General features: G+C 67.2%; 14 protein-coding genes. 7 read left to right on the plus strand and 7 right to left on the minus strand.

Annotation, left to right across the window (positions count from 1 at the left end):
* Positions 1 to 33: 33 nt before the first annotated feature.
* From G7B69_RS00185 to murI, 6 genes are all read right to left on the minus strand, one after another.
* Complete coding sequence (locus G7B69_RS00185; RefSeq protein ID WP_243414956.1) at positions 34 to 2,193, minus strand: putative bifunctional diguanylate cyclase/phosphodiesterase; 2,160 nt, start codon at positions 2,191 to 2,193, stop codon at positions 34 to 36.
* 381 nt (positions 2,194 to 2,574) lie between these two features.
* Complete coding sequence (locus G7B69_RS00190; RefSeq protein WP_166174841.1) at positions 2,575 to 2,826, minus strand: hypothetical protein; 252 nt, start codon at positions 2,824 to 2,826, stop codon at positions 2,575 to 2,577.
* A gap of 367 nt (positions 2,827 to 3,193) precedes the next feature.
* Entirely contained in the window at positions 3,194 to 3,835 is a 642-nt protein-coding gene (locus tag G7B69_RS00195) for a response regulator (RefSeq protein ID WP_166174843.1), read from the minus strand.
* Positions 3,835 to 5,463 (minus strand): sensor histidine kinase, encoded by a 1,629-nt coding sequence (locus G7B69_RS00200; protein WP_166174845.1) that lies wholly within the window; start codon positions 5,461 to 5,463, stop codon positions 3,835 to 3,837. The genes G7B69_RS00195 and G7B69_RS00200 overlap by 1 nt, the downstream gene beginning before the upstream one ends.
* 80 nt (positions 5,464 to 5,543) lie before the next feature.
* On the minus strand, positions 5,544 to 6,764 hold the full coding sequence (gene hemA / locus G7B69_RS00205; protein ID WP_166174847.1) for a 5-aminolevulinate synthase: 1,221 nt from the start codon (positions 6,762 to 6,764) through the stop codon (positions 5,544 to 5,546).
* 106 nt (positions 6,765 to 6,870) lie between these two features.
* Positions 6,871 to 7,665: a glutamate racemase gene (gene murI / locus G7B69_RS00210; RefSeq protein ID WP_166174849.1), complete on the minus strand. Its 795-nt coding sequence runs from the start codon at positions 7,663 to 7,665 to the stop codon at positions 6,871 to 6,873.
* Between the two features lie 117 nt (positions 7,666 to 7,782).
* On the opposite strand from murI, the gene plsY reads away from it, so the two are divergent.
* The 7 genes from plsY to G7B69_RS00245 all read left to right on the plus strand — a co-directional run bounded on the left by plsY (position 7,783) and on the right by G7B69_RS00245 (position 15,082).
* Positions 7,783 to 8,364, plus strand: a complete 582-nt coding sequence (gene plsY / locus G7B69_RS00215; RefSeq protein ID WP_166174851.1) for a glycerol-3-phosphate 1-O-acyltransferase PlsY — start codon at positions 7,783 to 7,785, stop codon at positions 8,362 to 8,364.
* The gene (dprA, locus tag G7B69_RS00220) at positions 8,361 to 9,455 is read left to right on the plus strand and encodes a DNA-processing protein DprA (RefSeq protein WP_166174853.1); all 1,095 of its coding nucleotides are present in this window, start codon (positions 8,361 to 8,363) and stop codon (positions 9,453 to 9,455) included. Before plsY ends, dprA begins: the two co-directional genes overlap by 4 nt.
* A gap of 54 nt (positions 9,456 to 9,509) precedes the next feature.
* Positions 9,510 to 10,184, plus strand: coding sequence for a glycerophosphoryl diester phosphodiesterase membrane domain-containing protein (locus G7B69_RS00225; RefSeq protein ID WP_166174855.1), 675 nt, complete (start codon positions 9,510 to 9,512; stop codon positions 10,182 to 10,184).
* A gap of 87 nt (positions 10,185 to 10,271) precedes the next feature.
* The gene (gene topA / locus G7B69_RS00230) at positions 10,272 to 12,803 is read left to right on the plus strand and encodes a type I DNA topoisomerase (RefSeq protein WP_166174857.1); all 2,532 of its coding nucleotides are present in this window, start codon (positions 10,272 to 10,274) and stop codon (positions 12,801 to 12,803) included.
* The gene (locus G7B69_RS00235; protein ID WP_166174859.1) at positions 12,800 to 12,979 is read left to right on the plus strand and encodes a hypothetical protein; all 180 of its coding nucleotides are present in this window, start codon (positions 12,800 to 12,802) and stop codon (positions 12,977 to 12,979) included. The genes topA and G7B69_RS00235 overlap by 4 nt, the downstream gene beginning before the upstream one ends.
* A 54-nt stretch (positions 12,980 to 13,033) precedes the next feature.
* Entirely contained in the window at positions 13,034 to 13,591 is a 558-nt protein-coding gene (locus G7B69_RS00240) for a hypothetical protein (protein ID WP_166174861.1), read from the plus strand.
* 42 nt (positions 13,592 to 13,633) lie between these two features.
* Positions 13,634 to 15,082 carry an MFS transporter gene (locus tag G7B69_RS00245; protein WP_166174863.1) on the plus strand — a complete coding sequence of 483 codons (1,449 nt, stop codon included), beginning with the start codon at positions 13,634 to 13,636 and terminating at the stop codon, positions 15,080 to 15,082.
* Here G7B69_RS00245 and G7B69_RS00250 read toward each other — a convergent pair.
* On the minus strand, positions 15,068 to 15,679 hold the full coding sequence (locus G7B69_RS00250) for a YcxB family protein (RefSeq protein WP_166174865.1): 612 nt from the start codon (positions 15,677 to 15,679) through the stop codon (positions 15,068 to 15,070). The genes G7B69_RS00245 and G7B69_RS00250 overlap by 15 nt on opposite strands.
* Between the last annotated feature and the right edge of the window lie 3 nt (positions 15,680 to 15,682).

Below are 15,682 nucleotides of genomic sequence, written 5' to 3' on the forward strand. Positions count from 1 at the left end.
GGACGATTGCTGGAGTCCGCGCGGCTGGCGCGGTCAGGCCATCCCGCTGACGGTCACCTGCATGAACTGCGGCTTCGACCTGGGCGGGCCGGCGATTTGCTGCAGCGGGTAGTTGCCCTGCGGCAGCGTGGCCAGCGGCATGCCCGCGGCGGCGAGTGCGTAAGGGCTGACGCGATGGCGGGTAACCAGGCCGCCAGCGCCGTCGCTGACCAGCGGTGTCTCGAACTCGACCGCGATCTGCGCGTCCTGCGTGCGGGTGACCATGCAGACCGCGAGCTGGCCGCCGCCGAGGTCGAGCACGAGGCCGGTGCCTTCGGGCACGCCGATCAGGCCCTCGATCTTGGCGCCGGTCTTGCTCAGGTCGCGCATCACCGCCTCGTAGCGGTGGTCGTCGTGGATCACGCCGATGCGGCGGAACACGCTGCGCCGTTCGGGGCGGTGAATTTCCGGTCCCTCGGGCTCGATCTTGAAGTCCTTGTTGGCGATCTTTTCCTCGATCTCCGTCAGGCGCAGCGCCTTCGAGTAGATCCACCCCTGAACGAACTTGGCCCCCTTCGAGATCACCAGCTTGAGCTGGTCGAACGCCTCGACGCCCTCGACCGTGGTTTCCATGCTCAGCGCTTCGGAGAGGCTGATGATCGCGGTGATGATCTTGGCGCTGTTGTGGTCCTTCTGGGTGCACGAATCGACGAAGCTCTTGTCGACCTTGATCTTGTCGAACGGCGCCGAGCGCAGGTAGCTGAGCGAGGAATAGCCGGTGCCGAAGTCGTCGAGCGCGAGGCGCACACCGAGCAGCTTGAGTGCCTTGAAGGTCTCGTCGACCGTTTCGCTGTCGCCCATGAACACGCTCTCGGTCAGCTCGAGCTCGAGCCGGTTCGGCTCGAGGCCCGAGGCGGCGAGCGCCTGGGTGACGATGTCGGGAAAGGCCGGGTTGGCGAATTGCACGGCCGAAACGTTGACCGCCACGCGCACGGTCTTCGGCCAGTTCACCGCGGCTCGGCAGGCGATCTTGAGCGCCCATTCGCCGAGCTGGTTGATGAGGTTGCCCTCTTCGGCTGCGGGGATGAACACCGCCGGGCTGACGAAGCCGCGTTCCTCGTGCTCCCAGCGCATCAACGCCTCGAAGCCGACGACCACGTTGTCGGCGGTGCGCACGACCGGCTGGTAGTGCAGCTCGAGCTTGTCCTCGGCGAGGGCCTCGCGCAGGTCGTCGAGCAGCAGCTGGCGCTCCTGCTCCTCGTCCTTGAGGTCGGCCGAATAAAAGCGGAACTGGCCGCGGCCACCTTTCTTGGCGGCATAGAGCGCAAGGTCGGAGGCGCGGACCATCTCGTCCTTCTCGAGCGCGTCGTAAGGCGCCACGGCCACGCCGACCGAGGTGCCGATGATCGCCCGCTTGCCGTCGATCGGGTACGGCTGGCTGACGATCTGGATGACTTTGCCGGCGAGCTCACCGAGCTTTCCGCGGTCGTCGAGGTCGGGCAGGATCACCTGGAACTCGTCGCCGCCGAGACGGCCGATCTCGCCGCGATCGCCGATGATGTTGCGCAGCCGCTCGGCCACCTGGCGCAGCAGCTCGTCGCCCGCCGGGTGGCCCATGGAGTCGTTGACGTGCTTGAAGCGGTCGAGGTCGAGCATCATCACCGCGCAGCTGCGCTTGGCGCCCTTGTAGGCGGCGAGGATGCCCTCCAGCCGGCGGGTCATCCGATGGCGGTTGGCGAGGCCGGTGAGCGAATCGTATTCGGCCAGGCGGCTGTCCTCGAGCTTGCGCTCGTATTCGACCGTCACGTCCCTGGCGCTGCCGCGATAGCCGAGGAACTTGCCGCTCTTGTCGAATTTCGGATGGCCGTAGAACGACCACCAGACGCGGCGCCCCTGACCCGCCTCTTCGGTGGCGGCGAAGCGCATGATCAGGTCGTTCAACTTGTTGCGGGCGGAAAGCTGGAACTTGAGCGGCCGGTCGGAGCGCTCGTCAGGGTTGTCGGCATCGGTCGCGAACAGCTCGATCAGCGGGTGGCCGAGCAGTTCGAGCACCGGACGGCCGAGCTTCTGGCCGGCGCTGTCGGAAATGTAGATCAGCCGGTTGTCGCTGTCGGTCGCCCAGATCCAGCCGATCCCGGCCTGTTCGAAATCGTCGAGCACGCCGAGCCGCGCCGCCGAATCCGCCGCGGTGATCACACCGGCGGCGGCGCTCACACCGCTTTCCTGCTGCGTGGCGGCGCTCTGGCGGCTCCTGAAGAAACTGGACAATTCCATAAGTTCGACGATCAGCCTCGCGCAGGGCGCCGCTGTCGGCACCCGTGGAATCGAGCCATCGCAGGTCTTGGTTACTATCGGCCTAACGGAGGGCGCCTGGTCTCTCGCCCGAGGCGGAAACGGGTCGACGGGACGGGAGACAAGCTCCCGCCCCGTTTACTTCCGGGGTCAGGGTCCCGGAAGGACCGTTGCCAGGGTCTGTCCCGCACCCGGTCGGAAGGGGGTCCTGCGGATTTGGGCCGTCACCTGTTCGAGGCAGATTATACCGCGCGGCAATCGCGCGGAAGATCTGTCAAGCGGCCAAGAATTACCTAACGAAAGTTAGGCGCGACCAACCGCCAAAAAAAGCTTGCGGAGTTCGACCATCAGCCTCCGCCCGATCGGGTCGCGATGGGCTGGCTGGTAGCGCGGCGGGGTGAGCCCGGCGCTGTCGGTCATTCCCTGGCGGCGATCGCCGAGGTTTTCGACCGTCTGCGAGAGTCGCGTGTCCTTGAGCAGGCGGTTTTGGGGGATCAGCGGCCCCGAGTCGGCATAGAGATGCAGGCTGGTGGTGAAGATCGGCGCGAAGCGCAAGGTTTCCGGAACGGCGGCGCTGCCCGCCTGCAGGCTCGCTGCGCTGCGATAGAGCCCGGCCAGACGCAGCCGTAACCGATCGTCACCGCCACGCTGCCGGTCACCAGATTGCGCGCGCGGCCGCCGCCAACACCCACGCGCCGCCTTCGAGCAGGTCGATCCGCGGCAGTCCCGCGCGGATCGAAACGACGAACGATCGAATGCGAGGCGGGGACTTGCAGGCGCGGCTGCGACGCCTGCGCTAAACCATGAAGCACGCGCCGTAACGCAGTTCTCTGCGCCGCTCCGCGAATCGTCCGCCGCGGGATAGATGGGGAAATACGCTTGGAATGTATCGCTTAAATCTACCGAGCGACCTAAACTAAACCTAACTATCGGTAGCTGTACCACTTTCGGTCGCATGGGCGATCAGCGCCAACTCGGTGCGGTTCTTGATGCCGAGCTTTTGATAGATCGTGTGCAGGTAAACCTTGACCGTGCCTTCGGACATGGCGAGCGCGTCGGCGATCTCGCGGTTGCGCAGGCCGCGGCCGACTTTCGCCGCGATCTGTTTCTCGCGCGGGGCCAGCGAGGCCAGCGGGTCGATGTCACCGCCCGCCAGCGACAGATCGAGCGCCCGCTGCAGCAGCACTTGCGGAATGGCCTTTTCCCCGGCCGCGACTTTCTCGAGCGCGTCGAGCAGCGCGTCTTCGGCCCCGTCCTTGAGCACGATGCCGTTGACCCCGGCACGGACCGCCGCGAGCAGCGAACGATCCTCGAGCGCGGCGGTGAGCAGCACGACCGGCCGCATATCGCCGGAAGCGCGTAGCGCCTGGAGGGCCTCGACGCCGGTTTTCTTGGGCATGCGAATGTCGAAGATGCAGATCGTCGGATCGCGCCGCGCCACCAGCTCGAGCGCCTCGTCGCCGTCGTTGGCCATCCCCACGATATTGAACCGCGTCCCGCGCAGGACCGCCTCGACGCCCGCCCGCATGAACGGGTGATCGTCGGCCAGTAGCACCGGGATCATCAGCGCTCGTCCAGCGGAAGCGCGAACCGAAGCGCGGTACCCGCCGCGCCCGATTCGATCTGGAGTGAGCCGCCGAGCGCGGCGATCCGTTCGCTGATCGAGCGCGGTTGAGCGTTGTTGTCGGCAGGGAAGCCGGTGCCGTTGTCGGCCACCGTCAGGCGCAGCATTCCATTCTCCTCGGCCAGCGCGACCGCGACCCTGCTCGCTGCGCCGTGACGTACCGCGTTGGCGACCGCCTCGCGCAACACCTGGCGCAATTCGTGCGCCAGCCAGCCGGGAATGACAATCCTTTTTCCGCTATCGTCGATCTCGATGGACATTCCCCAGTACTTGGAGAGATCCTCAAGCAGGGGGCCGAGCGTCCGCGACGCGGTGCCGTCGGGCAACAGGCTTTCGCCGTGGCGCAGGCGGTCGATCATCACGCGGACATGGCTTTGCTCGGCGCGCAAGGAGGTCTTGATGGACTGGATCTCCTTGTCGGGATCGCCGCCGTCCTTGATCCAGTGGCGCAGGCCCTCGAGCCGCAACGAGACGCCGGCGAGCGATTGGGCGATGGTGTCGTGGAGGTCGCGGGCGACGGCATCGCGCATGCGCGTGACCGCGCTCTCGCGAACGAGCGCCAGCGTGGCCTGCCGGTCGAACCCGGCGCCGACCTCGCGCGCGATCAGCGCGCCCATCTCGACGTGGTCGGCGCCGACACCGGAAATTCCCGCGAGGAGTATCTCACCGCGACCGGTCACTGCCGCGAACGGTAGAGCCAGGCCCTCGGCGAGGCCGCAATGACCGGCGAACGGATCCTCGATCCGTTCCTTCGATGCCACGCTACGCCAGCCGCCGATCCGCAGCGCCCGGTCCTTCGCGATGTTGAACAGCTGAGTTCTTTTCGCGAACGGGGCATCGGGCGAAAGGTCGTCTGGCGCCAGCCGGCCGCTCCCGCAATCGAGGCCGATCTGGCGAACTTCCACGTGCGGTTCCTCGTCGTCGGCCCAGGCGATCGCTCCGACCTGGGCATCGGTCTGGACCATCGCGTAGCGCAGCGCATCGAACAGCGGCGGAAGCCGGTCCTCGGCGCTGCCGGGGGCCTCGACGAAACGCTCGACTGTTTGCTCGCGGCGCTGCAATCCGAACCAGATCAGCACCAGCGCCAGCACCAGCATGTAGGCCACCCGGCGGCCGAAGCGGAACATGTCAAGGTCGATGGCCGCCCAGCTCATGCCCAGCCCGACAAGCAGGTACAGCAGGGTGACGATCGCCCCTGTCAGCGCCGTAACTCGCCAATCCCAGCGTATCGTCGCCGATAGCATGAGATAGGAAAAGAACGCCAGGAATGGGCTGGTGAAGTCGTCGTTGAGCGTCTCGGTGAAATAGACCGCCGCGAGGAACATGATCACGTCGGCCACGTGCATCGGCCACGCCAACCTGTGATCCCACCACCAGTTGCGCCAGGCGATGACCAGCAGGGCGGAAGCGATCAACATATAGCTGAATAGGATAGCGTAACCGGTCACGCCCGTGCGCACCGGCTGCTGCGGGTCGACCCACAAAGCGATGAAAAACACCGTCGCCAGCACGAAGCGGCAGAGTGCGATTATGCGGCCCGAACGGTGCTCGAACTCGCGCGCGAGCAAGCTGTGCTGGCGCGTTCGAAGCGAAGCTGTCGGTGAAGCTTGCGAGGACACGGGGCCTCGACCGCGTTGGGGGAATTGGCTCAGGCGGCCCTGGCCAGCTCGAGGTCGAGCCGGTCCCAGATTTCGAGCAATGCCCCTGTGAGCGCGCGCATCATCGCCTCGGTGTGCGTCGGGCCGGGGGTGAAGCGCAGCCGCTCGGTGCCGCGCGGCACCGTCGGGTAGTTGATCGGCTGGACGTAGACGCCGTACTCGGCCAGCAGGATGTCGCTGATCTTCTTCGCCCGCACCGGGTCGCCGACCATCAGCGGGACGATGTGCGTTGTCGAATTCATCACCGGCAGGCCGGCTTCGCGGAACAGCGCCTTGAGCGTCGTCGCGGCCGCTTGCTGCCCCTCACGCTCTTCCGAGCTCTGCTTGAGGTGGCGCACCGCCGCCAGCACGCCGGCGGCAAGCACCGGGCTCAGCGAGGTGGTGAAGATGAACCCGGGCGCATAGCTGCGGATGCAGTCGATGATCTTGGTGTCGGCGGCGATATAGCCGCCCATCACCCCGAACGCCTTGCCCAGCGTGCCTTCGATGATGTCGATCCGGTGCGCCGCCTCGTCGCGTTCGGAGATGCCCCCGCCGCGCGGTCCGTACATGCCGACGGCGTGAACCTCGTCGATGTAGGTCAGCGCATTATACTTCTCGGCAAGATCGCAAATCGCGTGGATCGGGGCCACGTCGCCGTCCATCGAATAGACGCTCTCGAAGGCGATCAGCTTGGGAACCTCCGGACTCTCGGCGGCGAGCAGCTCTTCGAGGTGGGCGACGTCGTTGTGGCGGAACACCCGCTTCTCGCACCCCGAGTTGCGGATGCCGGCGATCATGCTCGCGTGGTTGAGCTCGTCGGAGAAGATCACGCAGCCGGGGAGGAGCTTGCCGAGCGTCGACAGCGTTGCGTCGTTGGAGACGTAGCCGCTGGTGAACAGCAGCGCACCTTCCTTGCCATGCAAGTCGGCCAGCTCGCGCTCCAGCTGGATGTGGTAGTGCGTGTTGCCGGCGATGTTGCGCGTGCCGCCGGCTCCGGCGCCGACGTCGTGCAGGGCCTCTTCCATCGCGGCGATGACCTTGGGGTGCTGGCCCATCGAGAGGTAATCGTTCGAGCACCACACGGTGATCGGCTGCGGTCCGTTATGATGGGCGAAGCAGCGCGCGTTGGGGTAGGCGCCCTTGTTGCGCAGGATATCGATGAATACGCGGTAACGGCCCTCTGAATGGAGCCGGTCGATCGCCTGGTCGAAAATCTGATCGTAGTTCAACGGGTCGGTCCGTTCTGCGCCGCGAGCTGGCCGCGGACGTTGTGTTCCGGGCGACTTAGTGGATGCCAGCCGCAGTTTAAAGCGCGGAGTTTGCGAGCTATTCGCATTAGAGCGGTTCGAGTCTTTCGAGGCCATATGTCTTCAACGCCGCAGCAAGAGGTTGGGCACGCGCTAGGTCACCGGTGACCACGGCAACATCCGGAGATGACCGGAGGAAGCCTTGCCCTTGCGTCAGATAAGCGACGCGACGGGCGATTCCTTGCGCACCGTCAACGAAGGTCACGTTATCCCCAAGCGCGGCGCGCAGCTCGTCCTGGACGAGCGGAAAATGAGTGCAGGCGAGCACGACGGTGTCGATGGCCTCGCCGCCGGGCTGTTCGCGCAGCCCGGCTGCCGCCGCCGCGAACACGGCAGGATCGGGAGTCTCGCCGCGGAGCTTGGCCTCGGCGGTCGCGACCAGCTCGGGGCTCGCGTGGCGGATGAGGCGCTTGCCGTGGGCGAACTCGCGCTCGAGGTCGTCGACGTACTTCTGGCGCACGGTCGCCGCGGTGCCGAGCAGGCCGATCGCGCCGGTCCGGCTCAGCGCCGCCGCCGGCTTGATCGCCGGGACGGTGCCGACGATCGGCACGTGCAGCACCTCGCGCACCATGCCAAGCGCGATCGTGCTCGCGGTGTTGCAGGCGATGGTGATGAGCCGCGGCCTGAAGCGCTCGCTCATCCGCCCCAGCAACCCGGCAACGCGGGCGGCGATCTCGGCCTCGGTCTTCTCGCCGTATGGCAGCCCGGCGAGGTCGGCGGCGTAGATCACCGGCGCCTGCGGCAAGAGCTTGCGCAGCTCGGCCAGCACGGTCAGCCCCCCGACGCCGGAATCGAACAGCAGGATCGGAGCACTTTCGTCCATGGTTTCCCTCCGAAGCCGTTCGGCCTGAGCTTGTCGAAGGCCTGCTTTTCTATCATGCGGCGCGTAAGCGAAGGACGCTCCTTCGACAAGCTCGGGGCGAACGGATAGGGTTGGGGCATGGACTGGTTTTACGCCGCGCTGCTTGGATACCTCGCCGGCTCGATTCCATTCGGGCTGCTGCTCGCGAATGCCGCCGGCAAAGGGGACATCCGGCAGATCGGCTCGGGCAACATCGGCGCGACCAATGTGCTGCGCACCGGAAGCAAGGGGCTTGCCGCGGCGGTGCTCCTGCTCGACGCCGGCAAGGGCTTCCTGGCGGTGCTTCTGGCGTCGCGCTGGTTTCCGGAGGCCGTTTCGATCGCCGCGCTTGCGGTGGTCATCGGACACTGTTTTCCGGTCTGGCTCGGCTTCAAGGGAGGCAAGGGGGTGGCGACCAACGCCGGGGTCAGCTTCGGGCTCGGCTGGCCGATCGGCGCGGCTTATGCGCTGGTCTGGCTGGCTGTGCTGGCGATCGCCCGGATCAGCTCGCTGGCCGGGATGAGCGCAGTGGTCGCCGCCGTCATCGCCGCTGCCGCGCTGGGATACGAGCGGTTCGTGCCGGTGCTGGCGGTCATCGCCTTGCTGGTCATCTGGCTTCACCGGGCCAACATCGCGCGCTTGCTCAAGGGCGAGGAGCCCAGGGTCGGTTCGAAGCCGTGACTCTCTCGCAAGACGAAGCGTTCGCCCGTATACGCCTGCTGCGCTCGCCCAACGTGGGGCCGGTCAGCTATACCCAGTTGCTGCGCCGCTTCGGCAACGCCGAGGCGGCGATCGAGGCGCTGCCCGACCTCGCCTCGCGCGGCGGACGCGAGTACCGCCCGGCAAAGCGCGAGCGGATCGAGGACGAGGTGGCGGCCACGCGCCGCGCCGGCGCGCGTTACCTGTTCCAGGATTCGCCGGAATATCCGGCACTGCTCGGCGAGATCGAAGGCGCCCCGCCGATCCTGATCGTGCGCGGTGACGCGTCGCTGGCGAACCGGCCATGCGTCGCCGTCGTCGGCGCGCGCAACGCCTCGGCGGCGGCGGTCAAGCTGGCGCGCGACTTTGCCGCGGCGCTGGCCGATGGGGGCTTCGTGATCGTCTCGGGCCTCGCCCGCGGGATTGACGGAGCTGCGCATCACGGGGCTCTTCCGGCGACGATCGGGGTGATCGCCAGCGGCATCGATGTTGCCTACCCGCCGCAGCACGTCGAGCTGCAGGAGCAGATCGCGCGAGAGGGCTTGCTGGTCGCCGAGCAGCCCCCCGGCACCGAGCCGCGCGGGAGTCACTTTCCCAGCCGCAACCGGATCATTGCCGGGCTTGCCGTCGGCACGCTGGTGGTCGAGGCGGCGCCGAAGTCGGGCTCGCTGATCACTGCTCGGCTCGCCGCGGAGGCGGGCAGGGAGGTCATGGCGATCCCGGGCAGCCCGCTCGAACCACGCGCGCAGGGCTGCAATCAGCTGATCCGCGAAGGCGCGGTGCTGGTGCAGACCCCGGAGGACGTCGCCGAGCTGATGAGCGGTTTCGACGGCACGCCGCGCTCGACCTTTCGCGAGCCGCTTCCCGCCGGCTGGGATGCCGCGCCCGATGAGCTGGCCGACGCCGAGCCGGCAGACATCGCCGGTCTGCTCACCACCGCCCCGGTCGCCGTCGACGAGTTGATCCGCCAGTCCGGTGCCAGCGCCGCCGAGGTGCAAATGGCTCTGCTCGAGCTGGAAATATCGGGACGTCTCGAGCGCCATGCCGCCGGCCGCGTCTCGCTTTGCGCTTGACTGGCGTGGCGATTGTCCGACGATGGCGACGGGATTTATCGAGGGAGAGTGGGCATGGCCGCTGTGGCACCGCGTGAGCTCAAGATCGGGGCGATCATCGACAAGACGCTCGGTGTGCTCGAACGCACCGCCGGGCCGGCTCTGGCCTATTTCGCGGCCCTCACGGCGATCGACTGCGCGATCACCTATTTCACGCTGTCGATGATAGCCCCGCTGCAGGCGCTGGCCATCGGCCTGCTCAAGATGGTCGTCGGCATCGTTGCCGGCTACCTCCTGCTCGATGCGATGGTCCGCAAGACCGGGCTTCGCTCGGGCAAGGGTGAAGACACCTTCCTGACCTTTTTCGGCCTGTCCCTGCTCTCCGGGTTTGCCGTACTTGTCGGATTGATCCTGCTGATCATCCCGGGACTGTTCCTGATTGCTCGCTGGAGCATTGCCCAGCCGCTGGTGGTTGCCCGCGGCGACGGCGTGATGCAGGCTTTCGGGGAAAGCTGGGAGCGCACCCGCGGCAACGAGTTCCAGATCCTCATGGCGATGCTCGCCTTGCTTGCCCTCTTCATCGCCATCGCGATCGCCGGCGCTGCGCTGTTCGAGAAGACCGACATCATCGGGATCGTCATCGGGCAAGTCGGCTCGAGCGCGATAAGCGCGGCATCGCTGGCCATGGGCGTTGCGCTTTACGGCCTGATCGTCGGCGCCGAGAAGGACGTTGCCGCGACGTTCGAATGAAGATTGCGCGCATCGACGCTTGACGAACCGGGCTGAGGCCAACCACCCTCGCGCGTACACATACGTGTAGGGGCTCGTTTTAAATCCATGCAGCTTGTCATCGTCGAATCGCCGGCCAAGGCGAAGACCATCGAGAAATACCTCGGCGGGGACTACAAGGTCCTCGCCTCGTACGGCCATGTGCGCGACCTGCCGGCCAAGGACGGCAGCGTGCGGCCGGACGAGGACTTCGCGATGGACTGGGAGGTCTATGGCGACAAGCTCAAGCGGGTGAAGGAAATCGCCGACCTGGCCAAGAAGGCCGACCGGCTGATCCTCGCCACCGACCCCGACCGCGAAGGCGAGGCGATCAGCTGGCACGTGCAGGAGCTGCTCAGGAACCGCAAGGCGCTGCCCGCCGAAGTCGAGCGGGTCACCTTCAACGCGATCACCAAGCAGGCCGTCACCGACGCGATGGCGCACCCGCGCCAGCTCGATACCGACCTGATCGACGCCTACCTCGCCCGCCGCGCGCTCGATTACCTCTTCGGCTTCACCCTCAGCCCGGTGCTGTGGCGCAAGCTGCCCGGCGCGAAGAGCGCGGGCCGCGTGCAGTCGGTGGCGCTCAGGCTGATCGTCGACCGCGAATTCGAGATCGAGGCCTTCGTGCCGCAGGAATACTGGTCGGTCGTCGCGACCATGGAGCACGACGGGACCGAGTTCGAGGCGCGGCTGGTCACCTTCGACGGACTGAAGCTCGACCGCCTGACCATCGGCGACAAGGGCATGGCCCAGTCCGCCAAGGCTGCGGTCGAGGCCGGGCGTTTTACGGTCGAGCAAGTCGAGACCAAGCCACTCAAGCGCAATCCGGCGCCGCCGTTCACCACCTCGACGCTGCAGCAGGAAGCCGCGCGCAAGCTCGGCTATTCGGCCAGCCACACGATGCGCCTGGCGCAAAACCTCTATGAGGCCGGCGCGATCACCTACATGCGCACCGACGGCGTGCAGATGGACCACAGCGCGATCAGTGCGGCGCGCCGGGCGATCACCGAGCGCTTCGACGGCCATTACCTGCCCGAGAAGCCGCGGATCTATCAGACCAAGGCCAAGAACGCGCAGGAAGCCCACGAGGCGATCCGTCCTACCGATTTCAACCGCAGCCATGCCGGCTCGGGCGACGAGGCGAGGCTCTACGAGCTGATCTACAAGCGCGCGATGGCGAGCCAGATGGCCGGGGCCAGCCTCGAGCGCACGACTGTCACGCTGCGCGATCCGACCGGCCGGCACGAGCTGCGAGCGACCGGGCAGGTGGTGAAGTTCCCTGGCTTCCTGGCGATCTACGAAGAGGGCCGCGACCAGAAGAACGAGGACGAGGAGGACGAGGGCTTGCTGCCGCTGATGCGCCAGGGCGATTCCCCGGCCAAGAAGGCGGTCGTCGCCGACCAGCACTTCACCCAGCCGCCGCCGCGCTTTTCCGAAGCGAGCCTGGTCAAGCGGCTCGAGGAGCTCGGCATCGGCCGCCCCTCGACCTATGCCTCGACGATCCAGACCCTGCGCGACCGCGAATACGTGCGGATGGAGAAGAACCGCTTCTTCGCCGAGGAATCCGGCCGCCTGCTGACAGCGTTTCTCGAGCGCTTCTTCCCGCGCTACGTCGCCTACGACTTCACCGCCGGAATGGAGGAAGAGCTCGACGACGTTTCGGGCGGCCGCGCCGAGTGGAAGCACGTGCTCGAAGCCTTCTGGCGCGACTTCAAGCCGAAGAGCGACGAGGTGATGGAGCGCAAGCCGTCCGAAGTCACCGAAGTCCTCGACGAATTCCTGTCGGACTACTTGTTCCCCAAGCAGGCCGACGGCGGGGATCCGCGGCAGTGCCCCAAGTGCGTCGCCGAGGGCCGCGAGGGCGGCCGTTTGGGGCTGCGCGGCGGTCGGTTCGGCGCTTTCGTCGCCTGTTCGAACTACCCCGAGTGCTCCTTCCGCCGGAAATTCGGCCAGCCGGGCGAGGGCGGGGCCGGGGAGGACGAGTCGATGGGGCAGGATCCCGCGACCGGGCTTGAGGTCAATCGCAAGACCGGGCGCTTCGGTCCCTACGTCCAGCTCGGCGACGGGAAGGACGCGCGGCGCGCGTCGATTCCCAAGGACTTGCCCGACTTCGATCTCGAATGGGCCTTGAAGCTGCTCGCCCTGCCGCGCGAGATCGGCCTGCATCCGGAGAGCGGCAAGCCGATCACCGCGAGCATCGGCCGCTACGGCCCGTACCTCGCGCACGATGGCAAGTACGCCAAGCTGTCGAGCACGCGCGACGTGTTCGAGACCGGCATGAATGCCGCGGTGACGCTGCTCGCCGAAGCGGCCAACCGCAAGGCCGGCGGCGACCGCGCCAAGGCGGAACCGATCAAGGCGCTCGGCGCTCATCCCACCAGCGGCGGTGAGATCAGGGTCATGCCCGGCCGCTATGGCCCATACGTCACCGACGGCACGACCAACGCCACGCTGCCCAAAGACGTCAAGCCCGAGGATGTGACCGAAGCTCAAGCAATCGAGCTGATCGACGCCCGCGCCGCCAAGGGCCCTGCCAAGAAGAAGGGTCGCGGCGGGGCGAAGAAGAAGGCTCCGGCGAAGAGGAAGGCCAAGGCATGAGCGAGCGTTTCGAAAAGCACCGCCAGCCATGGCGCTCCGACGAGGTCGCCAAGCTCAGGACGCTGGCGAGCAAGGGCAAGGGCCTCAAGGAAATCGCCAAGGCGCTCAGCCGGACCGAGGAATCGACCCGCGACCGAGCCAAGGTCGACGGTATCGCCATCGCCAAGAAGCGTTGATAATGTGCCCTTGCCGCCGGCCACGGGTCGGTACGAGCTGAGGGGAGGTCGCCCATGTCCGCACTGTTGCTAGCCGCCGCCGCCGCCGGCTTCGCGCCGCCGAGCTTTGCGCCGGATCAGCTCCGCCAGCTTGAACGGGAGACCGCAACAGCATCCGTAATCCTTGATGCGCAAGTCGATCCAAAGGGACGGATCAGCCACTGCAAGGCGATCGCGACTTCGGGCGACGCGCAGCAAGGCGCGAGCCTCTGCAGCCGTGCCGAAAGCCTGCGGATCGAGCCGGCCGCGGTGCTCGGGAGGTCGGCCTACGGCGTCGTGCGACAATTGGTCGGCGCAGCGGGCGCGGCGCGCTCACCGTCCGACATCGAGGTCCAGGTCAACGTGCTGCCGGCGGGCCAGGCCAGTCTCCGCGTTCAGGCCAACGTCCTCGTCGGCGCCACAGGCAAGCCGCAAGCATGCAACGCCGGCGACGCGCCCGCGGGCTACGGCGATGTCGCTTGCGCGCAGGTCGGCGCCATCACCTTCGGCACGCTGAAAGACGGCGAGGGTCAGCCGGTCCAGTACGTGCGCACCGTGAGCGTCGATTTCGTCACCCAGCCTTCCGCCGGATGAGGGCTGCATGGGACCTTTCGATTGACTGAGCGTTCCCCCGGCATGCTTCGATCCCAGGATTTCGGCGACAGTTCACCCCCGGTGCGCGAAGGGCCCCGGGTGCGGCCGAACCGCGAGATGGACGGGCTGCCGATTCCGCGCCGCTACTGGGCGATCGCGGCGATCAGCTTCGGGACCTCGCTGTTCGTGGTCGACGGGGCTATCGCCAATGTCGCCCTGCCGACGATCGGGCGCGAGCTGGGTGTCGGCAACGGGCCGGTGACCAACGTCGTCACTGTCTACCAGCTGGTGCTGGTGATGGTGCTGCTGCCGTTCTCGAGCCTCGGCGACCGAGTCGGCCACCGCAACCTCTACCAGGTCGGCCAGGTGCTGTTCCTGATCGCTTCGGCGGTCGTGCTGTTCATTTCCGACTTCGCCTGGCTGCTGGTGGCGCGCGCCGGACAGGCGCTCGGCGCCGGGATGGCGCTGAGCGTCTCCGCGGCGATGCTGCGCGAGACGTACCCCGCGCGCAGCCTTGGCAGCGGGATGGGGATCAACTCGGTGGTGGTGGCTTCGTCCTCGGCGCTGGCGCCGACGCTCGGCGGCTGGCTGGTCGCGAGCTTCGACTGGCGATGGGTGTTCGTCGCCGCTGTGCCGATGGCGGTGATCTCGCTGCTGCTCGGGCGCGCCTTGCCCGACCCCGTCAAGTTCGACCGCAAGCCCGAGTACCTCAGCGGCGTGTGGAGCGCGCTGACCGTGCTGATGCTGATCGGGGGCATCCAGATCGCCGCGCATGCCGGAACGATTATCCTCGGCGCCGCCCTCTCTCTGGCGGGCGTGGTTTCAGCGGTGCTGCTCGTGCGGCGCGAGCGCAAGCGGACCAACCCCGTCGTCCCGGTCGACCTGATGGCGATGCCGGTGATCGGTCTCTCGGCACTGGCTGCGGTCTGTGCCTTCATCGCCGCCGGTTCGCTGCTCGTGTCGCTGCCGTTCCTGTTTCAGGAAGGCATGGGCTACCCGCCCGACCAGGTCGGGCTGCTGCTGCTGCCCTTTCCCCTGACGATGCTGATCGTCGCCCCGGCGGCGGGCTACCTGTCGGACCGCATCGCGCCGACCAAGCTCGGCGTCACCGGCATGGCGATCGCCATCGTCGCGCTCCTGCTGCTCGCCTTCATGCCGGATCGGCCGGGCGGCTTCGGGATCGCCTGGCGGTTGTCGCTGTGCGCGGTCGGCTACGGGCTGTTCTTCGCGCCCAACTCGCGGCTGCTGATCGGCCAGGCGCCGAAGGCCCGCGCGGCGGCGGCCGGCGGCCTGCTGTCCACGTCACGCCTCTCGGGGCAGACCCTCGCCGCGGCGATCGTCGGCATCCTGCTATCGGCAGGGCTCGGCCTCGGGCCCACGCCGATGCTGGTCGCTTGCGCCTTGTCGGTCGTCGCGGCGCTGTGCAGCTTCGCCCGCTACACCACGATGACCCGCGCCGGCCACACGATGGCTTCGCTACGCCAGTCCTGACCCTTGCGCGAGTGCCGCCGCCTCGGGGCTGCGCCCTCGCGCTTCCGGCGAGAGCTTGTCGACGAGGGCCGCGATGAAGGCGCGCTCGGCCGCTTCGTCCGCGAAGCTTGCGTGGGGGATCAGGAAGGTCAGCTGGTCGGCCGAAAGCACCCAACCGAGATCGAGCCGCTCGACGCGATCGATCGCCCGCCACTTAGGGGAAATGGTGATCCTGTCGGTGCTCAGGCGCAGGCCCTCGGGGAGGATTTCGAACTGCGCGTCGATTTCGGTCGGAATGCCGAGCTTCGGGAAATTGCGCAGGTAGGCGCGGCGAATGGCCCAGTTCTGGATCGCGCCGACCAAGATCACCACGATGAGCGCGAACAGCGCGGGGATCACGGTCGACAGGCTCACGCCGATCGCGAACATCGCGCCGAACGGGAGCTGCTGGATGAACCAGAAGGCGAAGAGGTGGCCCAATTCTATCGCAAGGATAAGGCCAACGCCCAGGACAACGCCGATCCAGGTTGCGGAGATGGGACGGCTGCGCGAGGCCATGCTGGCCTTCATGACGTCGTCATGCTTGAGCAGCGCGCGATGCGTGAGGGCAGCGTCCATGCC

This window comes from Croceibacterium segetis (genome assembly GCF_011320115.1).
GTDB lineage: Bacteria > Pseudomonadota > Alphaproteobacteria > Sphingomonadales > Sphingomonadaceae > Croceibacterium_B > Croceibacterium_B segetis.

What these genes read in the sequence shown, in the direction of transcription:
- G7B69_RS00195 (WP_166174843.1), bottom strand. Translation starts at nt 3,835, where the DNA reads ATGATCCCGGTGCTACTGGCCGACGATCACCCGTTCATGCGGGCGGGC.
- murI (WP_166174849.1), bottom strand. Translation starts at nt 7,665, where the DNA reads ATGGACGAAAGTGCTCCGATCCTGCTGTTCGATTCCGGCGTCGGGGGG.
- plsY (WP_166174851.1), top strand. Translation starts at nt 7,783, where the DNA reads ATGGACTGGTTTTACGCCGCGCTGCTTGGATACCTCGCCGGCTCGATT.
- G7B69_RS00225 (WP_166174855.1), top strand. Translation starts at nt 9,510, where the DNA reads ATGGCCGCTGTGGCACCGCGTGAGCTCAAGATCGGGGCGATCATCGAC.
- topA (WP_166174857.1), top strand. Translation starts at nt 10,272, where the DNA reads ATGCAGCTTGTCATCGTCGAATCGCCGGCCAAGGCGAAGACCATCGAG.
- G7B69_RS00235 (WP_166174859.1), top strand. Translation starts at nt 12,800, where the DNA reads ATGAGCGAGCGTTTCGAAAAGCACCGCCAGCCATGGCGCTCCGACGAG.
- G7B69_RS00240 (WP_166174861.1), top strand. Translation starts at nt 13,034, where the DNA reads ATGTCCGCACTGTTGCTAGCCGCCGCCGCCGCCGGCTTCGCGCCGCCG.
- G7B69_RS00245 (WP_166174863.1), top strand. Translation starts at nt 13,634, where the DNA reads ATGCTTCGATCCCAGGATTTCGGCGACAGTTCACCCCCGGTGCGCGAA.
- G7B69_RS00250 (WP_166174865.1), bottom strand. Translation starts at nt 15,679, where the DNA reads ATGGACGCTGCCCTCACGCATCGCGCGCTGCTCAAGCATGACGACGTC.